The 19,503-nt window shown below is 61.4% G+C and carries 15 protein-coding genes; all 15 read left to right on the forward strand.

Translation table 11 applies throughout. From position 1 onward, the window contains the following. The first annotated feature begins 309 nt into the window (after positions 1-309). The 15 genes from O9H32_RS10500 to O9H32_RS10570 all read left to right on the forward strand — a co-directional run bounded on the left by O9H32_RS10500 (position 310) and on the right by O9H32_RS10570 (position 19,255). Entirely contained in the window at positions 310-1,674 is a 1,365-nt protein-coding gene (locus O9H32_RS10500; protein WP_269865997.1) for a diaminobutyrate--2-oxoglutarate transaminase, read from the forward strand. Next, the gene (locus O9H32_RS10505) at positions 1,671-3,260 is read left to right on the forward strand and encodes a pyridoxal phosphate-dependent decarboxylase family protein (RefSeq protein WP_269865998.1); all 1,590 of its coding nucleotides are present in this window, start codon (positions 1,671-1,673) and stop codon (positions 3,258-3,260) included. The genes O9H32_RS10500 and O9H32_RS10505 overlap by 4 nt, the downstream gene beginning before the upstream one ends. Beyond that, a complete protein-coding gene (locus O9H32_RS10510; protein WP_269865999.1) occupies positions 3,260-5,125 on the forward strand; it encodes an IucA/IucC family protein in 1,866 nt (621 codons plus the stop codon). The genes O9H32_RS10505 and O9H32_RS10510 overlap by 1 nt, the downstream gene beginning before the upstream one ends. Then, positions 5,082-5,693 (forward strand): GNAT family N-acetyltransferase, encoded by a 612-nt coding sequence (locus O9H32_RS10515; RefSeq protein WP_269866000.1) that lies wholly within the window; start codon positions 5,082-5,084, stop codon positions 5,691-5,693. Before O9H32_RS10510 ends, O9H32_RS10515 begins: the two co-directional genes overlap by 44 nt. Next, a complete protein-coding gene (locus O9H32_RS10520; protein WP_269866001.1) occupies positions 5,686-7,209 on the forward strand; it encodes a lysine N(6)-hydroxylase/L-ornithine N(5)-oxygenase family protein in 1,524 nt (507 codons plus the stop codon). The genes O9H32_RS10515 and O9H32_RS10520 overlap by 8 nt, the downstream gene beginning before the upstream one ends. Beyond that, entirely contained in the window at positions 7,206-8,423 is a 1,218-nt protein-coding gene (locus O9H32_RS10525; RefSeq protein WP_269866002.1) for an MFS transporter, read from the forward strand. The genes O9H32_RS10520 and O9H32_RS10525 overlap by 4 nt, the downstream gene beginning before the upstream one ends. Positions 8,424-8,492: 69 nt before the next feature. Continuing rightward, positions 8,493-10,367 carry an IucA/IucC family protein gene (locus tag O9H32_RS10530; RefSeq protein ID WP_269866003.1) on the forward strand — a complete coding sequence of 625 codons (1,875 nt, stop codon included), beginning with the start codon at positions 8,493-8,495 and terminating at the stop codon, positions 10,365-10,367. Between the two features lie 81 nt (positions 10,368-10,448). Further along, entirely contained in the window at positions 10,449-11,699 is a 1,251-nt protein-coding gene (locus O9H32_RS10535; protein WP_269866004.1) for an AMP-binding protein, read from the forward strand. Continuing rightward, positions 11,696-11,980: a petrobactin biosynthesis protein AsbD gene (asbD, locus tag O9H32_RS10540; RefSeq protein ID WP_269866005.1), complete on the forward strand. Its 285-nt coding sequence runs from the start codon at positions 11,696-11,698 to the stop codon at positions 11,978-11,980. The genes O9H32_RS10535 and asbD overlap by 4 nt, the downstream gene beginning before the upstream one ends. After that, a complete protein-coding gene (locus tag O9H32_RS10545) occupies positions 11,977-12,969 on the forward strand; it encodes a DUF6005 family protein (RefSeq protein ID WP_269866006.1) in 993 nt (330 codons plus the stop codon). The genes asbD and O9H32_RS10545 overlap by 4 nt, the downstream gene beginning before the upstream one ends. Next, on the forward strand, positions 12,962-14,515 hold the full coding sequence (locus O9H32_RS10550; protein ID WP_269866007.1) for a glycosyltransferase family 4 protein: 1,554 nt from the start codon (positions 12,962-12,964) through the stop codon (positions 14,513-14,515). The genes O9H32_RS10545 and O9H32_RS10550 overlap by 8 nt, the downstream gene beginning before the upstream one ends. 4 nt (positions 14,516-14,519) lie before the next feature. After that, a complete protein-coding gene (locus tag O9H32_RS10555) occupies positions 14,520-15,368 on the forward strand; it encodes a sugar phosphate isomerase/epimerase family protein (protein ID WP_269866008.1) in 849 nt (282 codons plus the stop codon). Positions 15,369-15,589: 221 nt separating this feature from the next. Next, entirely contained in the window at positions 15,590-16,801 is a 1,212-nt protein-coding gene (locus O9H32_RS10560; RefSeq protein WP_269866009.1) for an RCC1 domain-containing protein, read from the forward strand. Positions 16,802-17,073: 272 nt separating this feature from the next. Then, the gene (locus O9H32_RS10565; RefSeq protein WP_269866011.1) at positions 17,074-17,631 is read left to right on the forward strand and encodes a DJ-1/PfpI family protein; all 558 of its coding nucleotides are present in this window, start codon (positions 17,074-17,076) and stop codon (positions 17,629-17,631) included. Between the two features lie 481 nt (positions 17,632-18,112). Continuing rightward, a complete protein-coding gene (locus tag O9H32_RS10570) occupies positions 18,113-19,255 on the forward strand; it encodes a phytase (RefSeq protein WP_269866012.1) in 1,143 nt (380 codons plus the stop codon). Positions 19,256-19,503 lie beyond the last annotated feature (248 nt).

The raw sequence follows: 19,503 nt of genomic DNA on the forward strand, positions 1-19,503 counted from the left end.
CCAAGTTTTGTCAACCCATTTTTTGCAAATGCATGAGGAGGTGAAGGGTGGAGAGACGTGGAGGGCGGCATACAGGTCATCGGCAGGGAGTGGTGCAGGAGGGAAGAAGAACGGCGGGCCGCAGCATCCCCCGCTGTATGATGAAAACAACATATAGACCCCGCATTTTCACCTGCAGGTGGCCTCTTGAACGAAGCATTAGTGTAGCAAAAAATAAGGCTTGTAATGAGAATGATAATCATTTACAATTTGGTCGAATGATAGGGATGTTACAATTTCCCAATACATACGGTAAAGGGGAGACATGATATGAACCTGGGTAATGCCCATTACCTGGAACAGCAGCAGCGCCGGGAATCCAGCGCGAGGACGTACCCTAGAAAACTTCCCTTGGCGCTGACGCAAGCGCACGGGATTACAGTGAAAGACGCGGATGGCAAGACCTACTATGACTGCCTGGCGGGAGCGGGAACGCTCGCGCTTGGACATAACCACCCGGTGGTGGTGGAAGCAATGCAGGAAGTGCTGGCGAGCGGGCTGCCCCTGCATACGCTTGATCTGACAACACCGGTGAAGGAACAGTTCGTCGATGAACTCTTCGCTGCTCTTCCGCCGGAATTTGCCTCACGGGCCCGCATCCAGTTCTGCGGCCCGTCGGGAGCGGATGCGGTCGAAGCGGCCGTGAAGCTCGTGAAGACGGCGACGGGACGGCGCACGATGATGTCGTTCCATGGCGGCTACCACGGGATGACGAGCGGGGCGCTCAGCCTCACGGGCAACCTCGGGCCGAAGCGCGAAGTGTCCGGGCTCATGCCGGATGTGCATTTCCTGCCGTACCCGTACGCCTACCGATGTCCGTTCGGAGAAGGCGGGGAAGACAGCCACCGGCTCAGCTCCCGTTATATCGAGCGGATGCTCGACGATCCCGAGAGCGGAATTCTGCCGCCGGCGGGGATCATCCTCGAAGCCGTGCAGGGGGAAGGCGGCGTGATTCCGGCACCCGAGCCTTGGCTGCGGGAGATCCGCCGGATTACCCGCGAGCGCGGCATTCCGATGATCGTCGACGAGGTGCAGGCGGGCGTCGGACGCACGGGCCGCATGTGGGCCTTCGAGCATGCCGGCATCGTGCCGGATGTGCTCATCATCTCGAAGGCGGTCGGCGGATCGCTGCCGCTGTCGGTCGTCGTCTATGACGAGTCGCTGGATACGTGGCAGCCGGGGGCGCATGCCGGCACCTTCCGTGGGAACCAGCTGGCGATGGCGGCCGGAAGCGCAGCCTTGAGATACATACGCGAAGCGGGTGTGGTCGAGCATGCCGCGAAGATGGGCGAGAAGCTCCTCGGCGCGCTGCGCGAGGTGCAGCGGGAGTCCGGCTGTGTCGGCGAAGTGCGGGGCAAGGGCCTCATGGTCGGCGCCGAGATCGTGAACAAGGCGGCCGGAGCGGATATGCTCGGCAGCTATCCGGCGTACCCGGAGCTCGCGAAGAGCATCCAGCGCGAGTGCCTGGAGCGGGGCCTCATCCTCGAGCTCGGCGGACGGCACGGCAGCGTGGTGCGGTTCCTGCCTCCGCTGATCATCACGGAGGAGCAGATCGAAGCCATTACGGGCATATTCGGGGAAGCGGTGGCCGCTGCGGAAGCTTCATGCGGCGTACTGCAGGAGGTCTGCGGATGAGCTCGGTCTATGACAGGCTGTTCCTGAACGGAAGCACGGACAGCCAGGAGGAATACCGCCAGGCGATGACCCGCGCGATGGATGTGCTTATCCGCGACTTTGCGTCGGCTCCCGGCCCTTACAGCGGAGCCGATCCGCAGAGTCTGCTCCGCGTATACCGCGAGTTCCCGGTGTGTCCGGAGGACGGGGCACCGCTCGATGCTTTGATAGAGCGCATCGGCACTACGGTGGTGCGGCACTCTGCCGTGGTCACCGATCCCGCATGCATCGCGCATCTGCACTGCCCGCCGCTCTCTGTCTCCTTGGCCGCCGAAGCGCTGGTCTCGGGGACGAACCAGTCGATGGACTCCTGGGACCAGAGCATGTCGGGCACGCTGTTAGAGGAGCGGATCACCGCATGGCTGTGCGGGATCTTCGGGTACGACCCCGGCAGCGACGGGGTGTTCACCAGCGGCGGCACGCAGTCCAACTTCATGGGGCTGCTGCTCGCCCGCAATCACTTCGCGAAGCGGCAGTGGGGCTGGGATATCCAGCGGCAGGGGCTGCCGCCGGAAGCTTCCCGCATGCGCATCCTCTGCTCGGAGGCGGCGCACTTCACGGTGAAGCAGTCCGCCGCCCTGCTGGGCCTCGGCGAGCAGGCGGTCGTGACGGTGCCGGTCGACTGCCGGCACCGGATGCGCCCGGATGCCGCCAGGGATACGCTTGCCGCCCTCACGGCTGAGGGGCTGCTGCCGTTCGCCCTCGTAGCGACGGCGGGCACGACGGACTTCGGCAGCATCGATCCGCTGCGCGAGCTGGCGGCCTTGGCCCGGACCTACGGGCTGTGGCTGCATGCCGACGCCGCCTACGGGGGCGGGCTCGTGCTCAGCGATACGCATGCCGTACGGCTGCGCGGGCTGGAGCTCGCGGATTCGATCACGGTCGATTTTCACAAAATGTTCTACCAGCCGATCTCCTGCGGGGCGTTCCTGCTTAAGGAGCGGCGGTATTTTGACTCTATCCGGCTCAACGCCGACTATCTCAACCCGGAAGAGGACGAGGATCACGGGATCCCGAACCTCGTGACGAAGTCCGTGCAGACGACGCGCCGCTTCGACTCGCTGAAGCTGTATATGTCGCTGCAGTATCTCGGCCGCCGGACGTTCGGGGAGATGATCGACTCCACGGTGGAGACGGCCCGGGCCACGGCCCGGTTGATCCGCCAGGATCCCCAGCTCGAGCTGATCGGGGAGCCGGAGATGAACGCGGTGGTGTTCCGTTATGTGCCCCCGGCCTCGCCGGGCGAGACGGAGGAAGAAGCGGGCCTGCGGTCGGACCGCCTCCATACGGAGATCCGGGCGCAGCTGCTGGCCGAAGGCCGTGCGGTCGTGGCGCGGACCCGGGTCGGGGGAAGGGTATGCTTGAAGTTTACCCTGCTGAACCCAAGGACGACCCCGGTGCATACCGCGGGGATTCTCGAAGAAGTGAAGCGGATCGGCATCATGCTGGACCGTCCAGATACCGGAAGCCGGGCCGCTAGGAAGTATACGGAGAGCGTGAACATGGAACCATCCAATGGAACGAGTACGAAAGCGAGGGCTATGTGATGAACAAGGGGAATCGTCCGGAAATTGGAGCTGCGGCAGACCGCATGGCGCTGCAGAGCCTGCTCAACTGTTATCTGCGCGAGACGGAGTCGGGCGTCTGGGAGACGGCGGAGGCGATAGCGCTGCGAGGCGAAGGCGTGGAAGAGATGGAGAGTCAGACCGGGCTCTACCTCAGCATCCCGCTGGATCGGCAGGGCATCATCCTGCGCTGCGGCGTACGTTACACATCGCCGACGGGGCGCCATCTGTTCCAGTTTCCTATATACTACCGCACGGGCGGAGATGCATCCTGGATTCAGGGAGACTATCTGACGATCACCGTGCTGCTGATCAAAGAACTGGGCCTGTCCCAAGGCCATGTGTCGGAGCCCGATGAGCTGGTACTGCGCGTCATCCAGAGCACGCGTCTCATGCAGGAATTCGTAGAGGGCCGCGAGGGTGACGCGGAGGCGCTGTACGGTACGGACTTCACGTTCCTGGACGCGGAGCAGTCGCTCTTGTACGGGCACCTGATCCATCCGACGCCGAAGAGCCGCCAAGGCGTGCCTGACGGGGAGCAGGCACGGTATTCGCCGGAGCTGCGGGGATCGTTCCCGCTGCATTATTTCCGTGCCCACCGCAGCCTTGTGGCGCAGGATTCCGTGCTGGAGCGCTCGGCTGAAGAGCTGCTGCTGGAAGAGCTGCGGAGCGACCCGCTGGTCGACCCGGCCTGGCTCGCGGAGCAGACCGCAGGCGGAGAGCATGTGCTGATCCCGGTCCATCCGCTGCAGGGGCAGGAGCTGCTCCGCCGTCCGGGCGTGCGTGCCTGGATTGCCGCCGGGCTGCTCGAGGATCTCGGGGAGATCGGCAGCGAGTACTATGCGACGTCTTCGCTGCGCACGGTGTACCGTCCGGACTCCCGCTTCATGCTGAAGTTCTCGATTCCGGTGAAGATCACGAACTCGCTGCGCGTAAACCTGTTCAAGGAGCTGGAGCGCGGCGTCGAAGTGCAGCGGCTGATGGGCACGGGCGTAGGCCGGGTGCGCGAGGAATACCCGCCGTTCGATATCGTGGGCGACCCGGCTTACCTTACGCTGCGCATGGAGGGCCAGGAAGAATCCGGCTTCGAGCTCGTGCTGCGCGACAATCCGTTCCGCGGGGAAGCGGCACAGGGCGCGACGCTGGTGGCCGGTCTCGTGCAGGATCCGCTGCCGGGTGAAGCGTCCCGCCTCTCGAACGTAATCCGCGAACTGGCGGAGAGAGAGGGACGGACGACCGAAGAGGTCAGCCGGGATTGGTTCCGCCTCTATCTCGGGATGTCGCTGAAGCCGATGGTCTGGCTGTACATGACGCACGGCATCGCGCTCGAAGCGCACCAGCAGAACAGCGTCGTGGTACTGCAGGGCGGCTACCCGCACAAGTTCTATTACCGGGACAACCAGGGCTATTACTTCTGTTCCTCGACCAAAGAGCTGCTGGAGCGGGAGCTGCCGGGCATCGGGGCGAAGAGCCAGACGGTATGCAGCGACGAGGTGGCGGATGAGCGATTCCGGTACTATCTCATTTTCAACCACATGTTCGGCCTTATCAACGGCTTCGGTACCGCGGGACTGGCCGATGAGCGCATGCTGCTCGCCGAGCTGCGTGCGGCACTCGCCTCCTTCGTCCCGATGAACCGCGAACCGTCCGTGTTCCTCCAGACGCTGCTGCATAGCGAGAAGCTGCCGTGCAAGGCGAACCTGCTTACGCGCCTGTTCGATATGGACGAACTCGTCGGCTCGCTCGAAGCGCAGTCCGTCTATGTGGAGATCGACAACCCGCTCGTGAAGGAGGTTGGCGAGCTTGACCGCCAAGGCACCGCAGAGCAGCTCCTCGTACCCGGCTGATCCGGCCGCGGTCTACGAGACCGTGCATCCGGCGATCGGCAGACGGATTTCGTTCCGTCCGGTATCGCTAGAAGAGGACTTCGAACGGCTGCTGGATTGGCAGCACCAGCCTCACGTGATTCCGTTCTGGAATCTGAACATCTCCCGTGAAGCGTACCGGGCCCATCTCGAGGCATTCCTCGCGGATACCCACCAGACCCTCTATATCGGGGAGCTGGACGGGGTGCCGATGAGCTACTGGGAAGCTTACTGGTGCGACCGGGATATCGTCGGGAAGTACTACGACGCGCAGCCGGGGGATCAGGGGATTCATCTGCTGATCGGTCCTCCGGAGTATCTCGGCAAGGGCTACGCGCTGCCGCTGCTGCAGGCAATGGCCGCTTTTCAATTCGAGCGGGGCGAGACGGACCGCATCATCGCCGAGCCGGATGCGCGCAACAGCAAGATGATTCATGTGTTTGAACAATGCGGATTTGCGTTCGAGAAGCATGTCGACCTGCCGGACAAAACGGGGGCTCTCATGTTCTGCGAACGGAGCCGCTTCGATCGGAGCTGGGAACATGGGTAACACGGGGACAACGGCACAGACTGGAAAAACATATGGGGGACAACAGGTGCATGATGTCGTCGGCATAGGCATCGGGCCGTTCAATCTCGGCCTGGCCGCCCTGCTGCAGAAGGCACCGGAGATCGATGCGGTATTCTTCGAGCGCAAGGCGCAGTTCGGCTGGCATTCGGGGATGCTCATCGATGGCACGACGCTGCAGGTCCCGTTCTTCGCGGACCTCGTCACGATGGCCGATCCGACGCATCCACTGTCGTTCCTGAACTATCTGCATGAGCAGGGGAGACTGTACCACTTCTACTTCCTCGAGAAGTTCCATATCCCGCGCCGGGAATACGACCATTACTGCCGCTGGGCGTCGGAGCGTCTGCCGTCCTGCCGGTTCGGGTGTGAAGTGACGGACGTGCGCCGGGTTATTCCGGCCCCGGGGGGAGAGGCGGAGAGCCTGCTTGAAGTGGAAGTGTACGACCACAATACGGGCACGGCGCAGACGGTATTCACACGTCATCTCGTGCTCGGCGTCGGCAGCGTGCCTTCGGTGCCTGCCGCCCTGCGCCCGATGCTGGGCGAGAATGTGTTCCACTCGGCGGACTTCTTGAGTCAACGCCACCGTCTGCGGGAAGCCCGCTCGGTGACGGTCATCGGCTCAGGCCAAAGCGCGGCCGAAGTGTTCCTCGAGCTGCTGAAGGAGCAGGAAGCGTGCGGCTACCGGCTCGACTGGTTCACGCGGTCCTCCGGCTTCTTCCCGATGGAGTATTCGAAGCTCGGGCTGGAGCACTTCTCCCCCGACTACACGCGGTACTTCTACGGGCTCCCACAGGCGAAGCGGGATGAGATCCGCTCGCGCCAAGGGCTGCTCTACAAAGGCATCTCGGCGCAGACGATCGCCGACGTCTACGATGCCCTATACGAGGCAAGCGTAGGCGGTGCCCAGCCGGATGTACGGCTGCTCGCGAACGCCGAGGTCGAAGCGATGGAGCCTGCGGGCAGCGGATACCGGCTGCACTGCCGCCACCGCGAGCAGGGCACGGCTTTCAGCCACGAGAGCGACATGGTCGTGCTCGCGACCGGCTATGCGCACCCGGTGCCCCGCTTCCTGAAGTCGCTGAGCGATATCATCGCCTGGGACGAAGAAGGGCGCTACGGGGTGGAGGCGGATTACAGTCTGACGCTGACGCAGGAGCTCGGCAGCCGCATCTACGTGCAGAACGGCGAGCTCCACACGCACGGCATCGGTGCGCCGGACCTTGGGCTCGGCGCCTACCGCAGCAGTGCGATCGTGAATGCGCTGGCGGGCCGGGAAGTATACCGTCTGCAGGAGCGCACTGTATTCCAGCAGTTCGGCGTAAGTGCGGAAGCGGTGGGAACCGCGGGCACGGACAGGGGGCTTGAAAAAACGGGGAACGCAGCAGCCCGGTCAGATCAAACCGCTCAGGCTGCTGCCGGAACCGCCAGCGCGGAACGCAGCACGGATGTTCTGCTTGCAGGGGCTGCGGCAGGAGGAACCGGCGCGCTATGACGGCACCGGTCCTGGGCGCCCAGCCCTCCGACTCGCGTATAGCGCGGGCACAGTACGCCCTGCTCGGCTGCGTATTCCTCGGCTTGTTCACCGAGGTGCTGCTGTCGCCGTTCTATCCGCAGTTCTTCAGCAAGGTGTTCGGCATTGACGGTTTAGCTTATACCGGCTGGTACATCTTCATCTGCCGGCTGACGGTGGTGCTGTGTTCCCCGCTGTGGGGGCTGCTCTCGCGCCGGTTCGATCCGAAGCGGCTGCTGTTCTTCGGCCAGGCCGGGACCGCGGTGTTCACGGCGATGATGGCCACGGCCGATACGGCGGGCGCGTTCCTTGCCTTCACCGTGCTCCTGCTCCTCTTCAAAAGCAGCTACATGCTGATCTACCCGCTGATGGTCTCTTTGTCGGGGAACGGGAGCAATGCGGCGACAGCAAGCAAGTTCCATGCGGTCTACCATCTGGCGATCATCCTGTCCACGGTGGCCGGCGCGCGTATGATGACGATGGAGAACCCGCTGAGCCTGTTCTATGCGGCTGCAGCGGTGGACATCGTTCAGCTGGGGCTCTGCGTCTGGGCGCTTCGGGGCTTCAGAGGCCGGGAGAGGGATGGACAGCCCGAGGGGGAGAAGAAGGCCGGCGGATTGCGCCGGTGGAGCGGTTTTTTGCTCGTGCTCGGCAGTGTCTTCTTCACGCTGACGGTGGCGAATAACCTGATCCGGCCCTTTTTCACCCAATACTCTCAGGAATCGTTCGGGCTTGGGGCAGGTGGGCTCAGTCTGCTCTTCCTGATCCCGAATGCGATGGCGGTGGCGGCGATGCCGCTCATCAAGCGCCTGTGCGTACCGGAGAAGCTGACGAATGTCTATATGCTCGGCGTCGCCGTCATGGCCGGGGGCTTGTACCTGCAGGGCGAAGCGGATTCGCTCTTCCTGCTCGTGCTCGGCCGCCTGATGTACGGCCTGTTCCTCGCCATCACGATGGCCTCGCTCGACGTGCTCCTGTTCCAGCACAGCAGCGGGCCGTACCTGTCGTTCCACTACAGCGTAATGGTCTCGTTCCAGAACATGGGAGAGCTGGCTTCGCCCCTGTTGGCGTCTGCCTTGGTAGCGGGCGCAGGATTGGCGGTCCCGTTCATCAGCAGCGCGGCCATCTGCATCTTGAATCTGGCCCTGTTCGTCTTCCTGCTGAGGGGACGGGCGGCGGCACTGAACCGACCCTAACCCCGGGCTGCCCGGCAGGCAGCGGGCCGGGTCGATATCCATACAAGCCATTCAGGAGGAATCCAGTCCATGATGGAAACAGAGCAAGGTCTTAGAACGCTGGGCGAGGCGCTGCGCTCACCCGTCTATGTCGGGGTGCGCCGGCGGGTGCTGCGCCAGCTGGTCGAATCGCTCCTCTACGAGGGCGTAGTGACAGCGGATACGGCCGAGGAGGCGGGGCACATGCGCTTCACCCTGCATGGCAGGGACGCGTCGGGGCTGCCCGTCGCGTACCGATGCAGGGGCCGGCGCAGCTTGACGTTCGGCCGCATTCGGCTGGGCGATGAGCCCGTGCTGCGCATCGGCGGAGGCCGAGAGGAAGAAGCGGCCAGCCTGGCCGGCTTCGTGGAAGAGGTGCTCGGGCCGATCAAGGGCTTCAGCCCCGAGAAGCTGCGCTCGTTCGTGGGCGAGATGGAAGGCACGCTGCTCAACGATACGCTCGCCCAGTACCGGCGGACGCAGAGCTGGAACATGCTGCGGGGCAAAGCCTACGACGACCTGGAAGGCGACGCGATGGACGGCCATCCCTACCATCCGGCCTACAAGTCGCGCGTCGGGTTCGACTACGCCGACCAGCTGGCTTACGGGCCGGAGTTCAAGCCTTCGCTGCAGCTGCAGTGGGTGGCGGTGCAGCGGGACTGTACCCGGGTAGCCGTGTCCCCCGGAGAGAATTACGACGACCTGGTCGCTGCGGAGCTTGGGGCTCCCCAGCTCGAGACGTTCCGTACGGAGCTGCGGAGGCAAGGGCTCTTGCCGGAGGCTTACGTGTTCCTGCCGGTGCACCCGTGGCAGTGGCGCCGGCATACGGCCGGGCGCTTCTTCCGGGATATCCGCGACGGCCGGATCGTACCGCTCGGGACGGCAGGGGATCTGTACGTGCCGCAGCAGTCGATCCGCACGCTCTCGAACCGTACGAACCCGCGCAAGGCTTACGCCAAGCTGTCGATGGACCTCATCAATACGTCCTCGTCGCGCGAGCTGCTGCCGCACTTCGTCGTGACGGCCCCGCCGATCACCGGCTGGCTGAAGGGCATTGCCGCCTCCGACCCGTATCTGCGGGAGGAGACGAGGCTGATCCTGCTCGGCGAGTTCGCCGGCGTGTCGTATGACCCTCCGCTTGAGGCCGGAGACGGATCGCGTTCAGGCGGCTCCGCAGGCTCGCTCGGCTGTATCTGGCGCGAGAGCGTGCACCGCTATCTCGAACCGGGAGAGGAAGCTGTGCCTTTCCACGCGCTGTGCTCTCGGGAGCTCGACGGCTCGCTGTTCATCGCCCCGTGGCTCGAGTCCATCGGCGTCGAGAGCTGGCTGCGCCGGCTGTTCAAGACATGTGTGCTGCCGGTCGTTCACCTGGCGGTGGCCCACGGCATCGCGCTCGAATCGCATGCGCAGAACATGGTGCTGGTGCACCGGGGCGGCATGCCGGTCCGGGCGGCATTGAAGGATTTTCACGAGGATGTGCTCTACACCCGCGACTTCCTGCGGGAGCCGGAGCGCTGTCCGGACTTCCCGTCGGTCCATGAGATCTACCGGGATGCGGGTCCTGGTACCTCGTTCGAAGCAGGCAGTCTGTCCACGGTCAGGGGGCTGACGCTCGGAGCCTTGTTCTTCATCAATCTCGGAGAGCTGGCACTGACGCTGGCGGACCGGTATGGCTATGAGGAATCCCGCTTCTGGACGCTGGCGGCCGACATGCTGGAGAGCTACCGTATCCGCTTCCCGCAGTATGAGGAGCGGTTCCGGACGCTGAATCTGTTCGTGCCGGAGACCCGGGTCGAGCAGCTGACGAAGCGCCGGCTCGTTCCCGCCGAAGAGCGGGGGGGATGCAGCCATGACGTACCGAACCCGCTGTACCATGTTCGGGAGCGCGAGACGGCCGGCGGGGAGCTGCAGACGTCGGGCGTCTGATCCTCATTGTCCATACGATCAACAATGGCAACATGGCAACATAGTCAACATAGTCAACATAGTCAACAAAGGAGGAACATGATGTTTACCGTGAACCGTGAACGCTTCTCTGCATCAGATGCCAGCGGGCGTCTCGCTGCTTACGGGGCGCTGGAACATTTTGGCCGCCCAGCGGGCCGGCTCTATGCGCTGTGTCTGAGCTCCCCGGCCGACGTGGTCACGCTGGTGCTCTTCCTGCGCGAGCGGGGCGGCTCGGTGCTGCTGCTGGCAGCGGATACGCCGCTGGAGACAGCCTTGGCCTCGGCACGCCAGGCGGGAGCTTATGCGCTCGTCTTCGGCACGCCGGAGCAGTGCCAGGTGCTGCCGGATGCGGCGGCTGCGCAAGAGGAGCCGTCGCTCTACAGCTTCAGCTCCGGGACGACCGGCGGCCCCAAGCTCATCCGGCGCCCCTGGAGCGCGGTGGCGGAGGAAATCGCCGCCTATAACGAAGCGATTCCGGCTGAGGCCGGAGAGACGCCCGTAGTGCTGGCGTCGGTGACGCACTCCTACGGTCTCCTGTGCGGCGTGCTGGCAACCCTCGAGCGGGGCGTGAGCCCGGTCATCGTGACGAACAAGAACCCGAAGTTCGCGCTGAGCGTCATCCGCGATACGCCGAAGCATATCGTGTACGGCGTGCCCACGCTCTACCACATGCTGACGGGCTTCAGCCTGGAGGGGCTGCGGTTCCACAAGCTGATGACCTCCGGCGCGCCGATACCGGCTCCGCTGTTCGCGAAGCTAAGCGGGCTGGCGGATACGCTGCTGCAGCAGTACGGCTGCTCGGAAGCCGGCTGCATCTCGATCTCCCCGCGGATGGAATCCGCGACGGATATGGGGCTGCCGCTGCGGCACTGGAAGCTGGAGCTGGACAGCCGGGAAGAGGCGCAGCCGTCGGAGCTCGCCGTCGCCGGCGGCACCGGACGCATTGTGACCGGGGACCTCGGGTATATCGCCCCATCGGGGCATATCCACCTGCTGTCGCGGGTCGATGACGTCATTAATGTGTCGGGGCTCAAAGTATTCCCGCTGGAGGTCGAAGAGGTGCTGCTCGGCATGCCGGGGGTGGCCGAAGCGGTCGTCTACCGGGGACGCCATCCGGTGATGGGCGAGATTGTGAAGGCCCGGATCGTGGCATCGGGCCGCGTATCCGCGGATGCCGTGCGGGATATGTGCCTGCAGCGGCTGCCTGCTTACAAGGTGCCTGCCGACATTGAATTCGTAACAGCCATACCGAAGAACCCGACAGGCAAAATCAGCCGCAAACGGCTGGAAATGGAGGATGCGGCCCGATGAACCGTGAGGAATTAAGAGAGGGATTGCAGCGCATTCTGACCGAGAAACTGGAGCTGCCGGACACGGCCAAGCGGGAGATCCTTGAAGATTCGCTTCGGCTGAACGCCGATCTCTATGTGGACTCGGTGCGGCTGCTGCAGCTGATCGTGTACATAGAAGAGGATTTGAAGCTGGCGGTGCCGGAAGAGGAACTGGACTTCCAGGGGCTGGATACGGTCGGCGCATTGCTGGACTTCATGGAGGACCTGCAGCCGCTGAATGCGGCGGGGCAGGGCGTATGATCAAGGTCCACTGCCTGATCTCCTGCCTCTGCGAGATCGTCAAACGGCGCAGCAGCGTCGATTACCGCTCGTACTACTTCGGGATCTGGGACTCGGACTTCGACATTACGGACGAAGGGGAGATCACCTATTTCTCGGACCGGATCGGGCATGATGCCTTCCTGAACACCTACGAACAGTTCTTCGGCCTGAAGGTGTACGAGTGGTACGATGCCGCCCGCAGCCGGGAGGAGAACCTGAACGTCTTCCTCGATCTGCTCGAGAACAGGCCGGAGCACCGGTATCTTATCGTGCAGATCGACATGTCGTTGATGCCGGAGCGGGAGAACAAGTTCCAGCAGAAGCCGTTTCCCCACTACCTCATGATCTCCAAGACCGAGAACGAGGACGAATGGTTCATGTTCGACCCCGACTTCCGGTGGGAGGGGAACGTGAGCCGGGACCGGGTGATCGAGGCGATCCTCGGCAACGAGTTCGGCGGAGGCTTCTATGTGGATGCGCAGACCGTGCAAGAGCCGTCGTTCGCGACGGTTCGCGACCATTTCCTCGCGACGTTCCACCCGGAGGATAATGAACTGGTCTCGCGTCTGCGCCGGCTGGTCATCGATATGGCGGAGGGGAACCACGGGTGGGACCTGCCTCTGCTGACCCGGGCGGTGAAGCAGCTGAACATTCTTGTGATCCGCAAGTACAGCTATGATTACGCCCTGATGTTCTTCGACGACACGCTGAAGCTGCCGAAGCAGAATTATGAGGGCTGGTGCCAGGAGATCCGCGACCTCGTGGCAGCCTTTAACCATGCACAATATTTGGCTGTCAAACTATCCATGACCGGCCGCAGGTCGATCCTCCCCCAGCTCTTCGAGACGATCGATAAGGCGGATGAGATCGAATTCCGCATCAAAGGCGAGCTGCAGCGCCAATTCGGCATGTGGTGCGAAGCGATGGAAGGCAGGGCAGCCGAGCCGGCCGGGGTGGGCCATGTCTAGCGGGCTGCGCATCGGCTATATCGGCGGCCAAGCCGGACGGGTGAACGAGCGGGCCATCGACAGCCAGTGGGTCGGCGCGCTTGGCGAGTACGCCGAGCTCGTGCCGATCCCCCCGCTGAAGCTGATGAAGTGGGCCGGCGGCGATCCGTCGCGGGACCCGGCGGGCTTCCTCGCGAAGGCGGAAGCGAAGGGGGAGGCCTTGGCGGCGATCTGCGCCCAGTACGGCGTAAGTACGCTGTACGCCAACCTGCCGCCGCTGATCCCGTATCTGCTCTTGGCCCGCAATAGCGCGGATGTGCCGCTGAACCTCTTCTTCCTCGCCCATTCGGTCGGCTCCGAGTGGTGGATGAAGCAGTGGCTGGCCATCGCGCCCCTGCTGCGGGCGGGCGACACGCTGCTCTGCGCGACAGATACGGCGAAGGAGGCGCTCCTGTCGCTGTCGCCGGCTTACTCGGAGGCGTTCCGCGCTCCGCTGTGCATCCGCACGGAACCTGCCAAGCCGCTGCGGACGGAGGCGAACCGCGTGAAGCAGCTGCTCTGCATGGGCCGGCTCGAGGACGTGAAGAACGTCCATGTGCTGCTGGACGTGTTCCATGCCGTGAAAGAAGCATACCCGGACGTGCATCTGAGCATCGCCGGGGAGTACACGGGCCGCACGCCGGAGCAGATCGCAGCCTACCGTTCTCTCCTGGAGGAGAAGGTAGAGGCTTACGGTCTGCAGATGAGCGTCACCTTCACCGGCCCGGTGTCGGGGGAGGCGAAGGACGCGCTGTTCCGCTCGGCCGACGTGCTCTTGAACTTCTCGACCGATCCCGGCGAGACGTTCGGCTACAACCTGATCGAGGCCAAAGCCTGGGGCCTGCCGGTGCTCTGCACCGCGTGGGACGGCTTCCGCGAGCTTGTGGAGGACGGCCGGGACGCCGTACTGGTCGGCGTCGGCTGGTCCGGTCCGTGCCCGCAGATCGACCCGGCGGAGGCTGCCGCCAAGCTGCTCGGCCTGCTGCGGGACGAGCAGCGCCTTGCCGCGATGCGGGCCGAGGCCCTGGCCGGGCTCGGGCGTTATGCCCCGGCGCAGGTCATGCCGCAGCTGGCGGCAAGGCTGGCGGAGCGGGAGAGCCTGCTGCGCGGGAGCGTCTTGCCGGCAGCGGCGCGTGGAACGGTCGCGCCAGGCCATGCCGCCGTGCCGACAGCCGCAGGACTGGCTGACGGCAGTAGCGCGGGCTTAGGCCCGGCAGGCGTACCTGCGGGCGGGCCAGCTTCAGACGCGGGGCCAAGCGGCCAAGCGTCGGACGGGCCGGTTAGCCAAGCGGGCGAAGGACCTGCGGACACCACCGACACCGCCGTGTTCCAGCGGCCGCTTGCCGGCTCGCCGGCGCTGTACACGCCGGCCGTGCGCTCCGGCGTCTTCGCCTCGCATACGCCGCTGTCGCTCCTGGCCATGCCGGGCGACACGCCTTACGAAGCATGGATGCCGCTGTGCCGGCCGTTCATCGCACACTTCGCCGCCCCGGCGGCCGGAGCGGAGCTTACTACAGGAAAGGTGTGACTTTATGAAAACCTCCCTCTGCACGATTTCATTCCGCCACCAGCTCGTCTCCTTCGGCGATCTGGTCCGTCTGGCCTCCCGCTTGCAGTTCGACGGGATCGAGCTGTGGGGAACCCATGCCCACCAGCTCTACGAGAACGAACGCGTCACGGCGTGGGATCACCTGCAGCGGCTGCATGCCTCCGGCATGGGGATCTCGATGGTCAGCGACTATCTGGACATCTCGCCCCAGGCGGATCACAAGGCCGTGCTGGACAAGTGCCAGCGCCTCATCTCCCTCGCCCGGTGGTTCGGTACCCCGCGCATCCGTACGTTCGCCGGACAGCTCGGCAGCCTTGACGTTCCGGCTGAAGAGCGCCCGCTCTATGCGGAGAACCTGCACCGCTTATGCGAACTGTGCCAGGAGCAGGGAGTGTACCTGCTGCTCGAGACGCATCCGGGCACCCTCACCGACACCGTCGATTCGGCGCTGGACTTGCTGCGCATGGTGAACCATCCGGCGCTGAAGATCAACCTCGACTTCCTACATGTCTGGGAGGGGGGGACCGATCCGCTCGAGGGCCTGAAGAGGCTGGAGCCTTGGGTGATGCACTATCATATGAAAAACATCGCCGACCGGAGCCGTCTCGGCGTCTTCGCTCCGCATAATGTGTATGCCCCGAGCGGCAGCCGGACCGGCATGGTTCCGCTCCGTGAAGGAGTGGTCGACTACCGGCCGATCCTGGAGGCGATCCGCGAGACGGATCACTACGCCTCTCTCGAATGGTTCGGCCCCGACCCGGCCCGGGTGCTCGCCGAAGAGATGCAGTGGCTTCGCGAAGAGCTTCCCGTCGCCATGGCCGGCGGCGTGTAGCATACGGCAGGGCGTATATTGAACAACGGTCGATAGGATTCCCTCGCATTTCCTCCCCGCAGCACGTCCCCGTACTTTTCAGGATCCTCCCATACAAGGAGGGTCCTCTTTGGCATTTATTTTAATGGAATCCAATTAGCAGTATCTTCGCAGGTCCGGCACAACATGGTAATATAGTGCAGACAATATTTATATATTCCACACCAAAGAGGGCGCTAAATATGAAAAGGATAAAGTGGTCAATGATCTTGTTTATCTTAACAGGATGCAGCCAGCAGGCAGTTCAAGATGATGCATTATCCCCCAAAAGTGGAAGTCATGATGTGGTAAAAGTCAATGCCGGGGGTTACGTATCCACTATTTTAAAATCGGACGGAACGGTTTGGACAACTGGACGAAATAATATTGGACAACTTGGAAATGGTACCGGGAAGGACAGCTCGTTTTTCGCTAAAGTAAATGAACTACATGATATTGTTTCTTTAGCCAGTGATTCGGACCACTCCTTGGCTATTACTCAAGAAGGGACTGTATGGGGCTGGGGATATAATGCAAAGGGTCAAATTACCGAAGGTGAAAAGAACATTACTAAACCCGTCCAGATTAATGGGTTGCAGGGTATTACTCAGGTCAGCACAGGCGAGTACCATTCACTTGCCCTAGACCAATCAGGGGCAGTATGGTCCTGGGGAGAAAATATATATGGGCAGCTCGGGGATGGCACGAACCAGGATCGTTCCATACCGATGAAGGTTGAGTCTTTGAATAATATAGTTGCCATTAAAGCTGGGGGGCATCATTCATTGGCTCTAGCTAAGGACGGTAAGGTATGGGCTTGGGGGAGAGATGAATTTGGCCAGTTAGGAAACGGGAAGATAGTAAAAAGCAATATACCAAATCTCGTAAAAAACTTGGACAACATTACAAACATTGCAGCTGGTGATAATCACTCTTTAGCTTTAGACCGTGATGGGGCCATTTGGGCTTGGGGTTACAATTCTAATGGTCAGATTGGTGATGGGAGTAGTAATGAGTATGAAAAAGACGGTCAATTAAAGGAAAATCGAAATCGGACTGAGCCAGTGAAGTTAAATGGGTTGTATGGAAAAGTGAAGCTTGTCTCAGCCGGATTTAAACATTCTACAGCCTTGACGGAAAATGGTGAGGTGTATGCATGGGGATGGAATGAGTATGGCCAGCTTGGAAATGGTTCAACGAAGGATTCCAAGGTTCCTCTTAGAAATAATGTGGGGAGGAATATAATAAACATAGAGACCGGTGCTTACCATTCATTTGCAGTTGATGACAGTGGATTGATTTATGCTTGGGGAGATGCTACTTATGGACAGCTTGGAGACGGCACTTACGGGAAAGACGGAGACCGGATAACGTACAAGGTTAGGATGAATCCTATAACCATTAATATAAACTAGGTAACCGTAATAAAAGGTGTAGGTCTACATAGGTATAGAGCCAGGTTCATTAATGCCGGGAAGATAATCGCCAACATACTTGACCGAACTATCCGTGCTTTATTCGGGAATTTCGAAACATCTGCCAGTACTACTAGGACTGGCGGGCATGCCTCTGCACGGTAAGCTCAGTCCTTCGACATTTTCCACCTATTTACAACGCTAGGCGGGTTCCTCATAATGGAGAGGAACGTACTCCAGACTTTTCCATAACCATACTGAGGAGTGATCCCATGTCCAAGAAGATCCTGATTGTGACCGGCGATGCGTGCGAAGTGCTGGAAGTGTATTACCCGTACTTTCGGATCCAGGAGGAAGGCTACGAGCCGGTGATTGCCTCGCCGACCAAAAAGGTACTGCATACGGTCGTCCATGATTTTGTGGAAGGGTGGGACACCTACACGGAGAAGCCGGGGCATCTGCTGCCGTCGAATATCGGCTTCGCGGATGTGAATCCGGAGGATTACGACGGGCTGATCATTCCGGGAGGCCGGGCGCCGGAGTACATCCGCTCGGATGAGAACCTGCCGCGCATCCTGCGCCACTTCTTCGAAGCGGACAAGCCGGTCGGCGCGATCTGCCATGCGGCGCAGGTGTTCTCCGCGCTGAAGGATACGAGCTTCTTCGAGGGCCGGACGCTGACCGCTTATACGGCCTGCCGCCTGGATGTGGAGCAGCTTGGCGCCACATACGCCAAGGATCCGCTGCATGTGGACGGGAAACTCGTGACCGGCCATGCGTGGCCCGATCTGCCAGGGTTCATGCGCGAGTTCTTGAAGCTCTTGAAGTAAGGCGGCAGTTCAAGTAAGGCCGGTGGAGGGGGATTCGCTTGAGAATGACCGCCCAGGAGCCTGGTCGAGCCGCAGGAGATGCACCTGCTGCTGACCAAAGCGTGGCGCAGTATGGTTTCGAAGAAGCTTGCGGCGCTGCTTGATCAACGGAGCGATTCCCCTGCACATGAACATAGCTGATCTTGACCGGCAATGCGGTCGGGGCAGGCTCCATAGGCCTTCGGACAAGACGAAGCTGCCGCTCCCGGTAGGGAGGGCAGCTTTGCTGCGTAGCGGCGAATGTTAGTTTAAGATGAATACTCATGAGCCGTTCCGGTGTGCCCGGAGCGGCTTCGTTGATTTCACGGCTGTTTTTACAGAAACCCAGATGTATAATTATCCCATCTTTACTAAAACTCCATATTCCATTGATCTTCCCTTTACATAATCGCGTTATGATCTACAAGTTGTTAAATAGAGATAGATAGGAGAGAAATAATTAATGAAAATATGGACTAAACTCCCCTTGTCGGTAGCCCTTTCTTCGGTCGCTGTACTGGCCTGGAGCCCGATGGCCAGCTTGGCAGCGGCCCCGGCCGCCGTCGTGAAAGCTTCTGTCGAAACGCAAGCCGTGTCTTCCGGAAGCGATGCAGCCGATGACCCGTCGATCTGGGTTCATCCGACGGACCGCAGCAAGAGCCGGATCATTGCAACCAACAAGGATAATGGCATTCTTGTATACGACCTGAACGGCAAGCAGCTGTACTCCTATGAGCTGGGCCAAATGAACAATATTGATGTCAGGTACGATTTTCCTCTAGCCGGGAAAAAGATTGATATTGCCGGCGCTTCGAACCGCACTGCCAACACGCTGGACATCTTCGCAATCGACCGTGAGACCGGAGCATTGACGTCCATTATCGGAACGCCGATCCATTCGGACATGAGCGAGGTATATGGCTTCAGCCTCTACCACAGCCTGCGTACCGGTAAATTCTATGCGTTGGTGGTAGGGAAAGAAGGCGAATTCGAGCAGTATGAACTGTACGATAACGGCAGCGGCAAAGTAAACGGCAAGAAAGTCCGCGAGTTCAAACTGAGCTCCCAGGCGGAAGGTATGGCAGCCGATGATGAATATGGCAACCTCTATATCGGCGAAGAAGATGTAGGGATCTGGAAATACAGCGCCGAACCGAACAGCGATCAAGCTCCCCGCATGATCGCTGCAGCGGATGGAGGCAACCTGACGGCGGATATCGAAGGGCTGACGATGTACTACGGTAAGGACGGGGACGGATACCTGATTGCTTCCTCCCAAGGAAACAGCACGTATGCGGTCTATGACCGGGATGATGATAACGAATATGAAGGAAGCTTCGCGATCGGGGACGGGACAACGGTAGATGGAACGAGCGGTACAGACGGTATCGATGTGCTTAGCTTTGGTCTGGGAAGCAAGTATCCGAACGGTATCTTCATCGCCCAAGACGATGAGAACATGCAGGATGGTGCCGTGATCAACCAGAACTTTAAGATCGTGAAGTGGGATCTGATCTCGGATGCATTCGAAGATAAGTTCGATGACGACCTGGATGTGGATAACGATGTGGATCCGCGCCGTTTGAAGAAGCGCGAAGAAGACTAATCCATACCCGGCCTCCAAGTTCAACCCCTGGATATCTCCCGGTTGCGGAGAAGTCTAGGGCTTAGGCGGGGGTAGTAACGGTATGCCCGCTGACCACGCTGCTGCATCCGCATAGAGCCTGCAAGCGCAGCAAAGCTGCCTCTCCCGCTAGGGAGGGCAGCTTTGCTGCGCTGCGGCGCGAATGACAGGCAGTCGCGGGGCGCTGCCATCCGCGCCGCAGCAGAGAAGGGGAGTGGGGGCCGGGACGG

This window comes from Paenibacillus caseinilyticus (genome assembly GCF_027533645.1).
In the GTDB taxonomy this organism is placed as follows: Bacteria; Bacillota; Bacilli; order Paenibacillales; family NBRC-103111; genus Paenibacillus_G; species Paenibacillus_G caseinilyticus.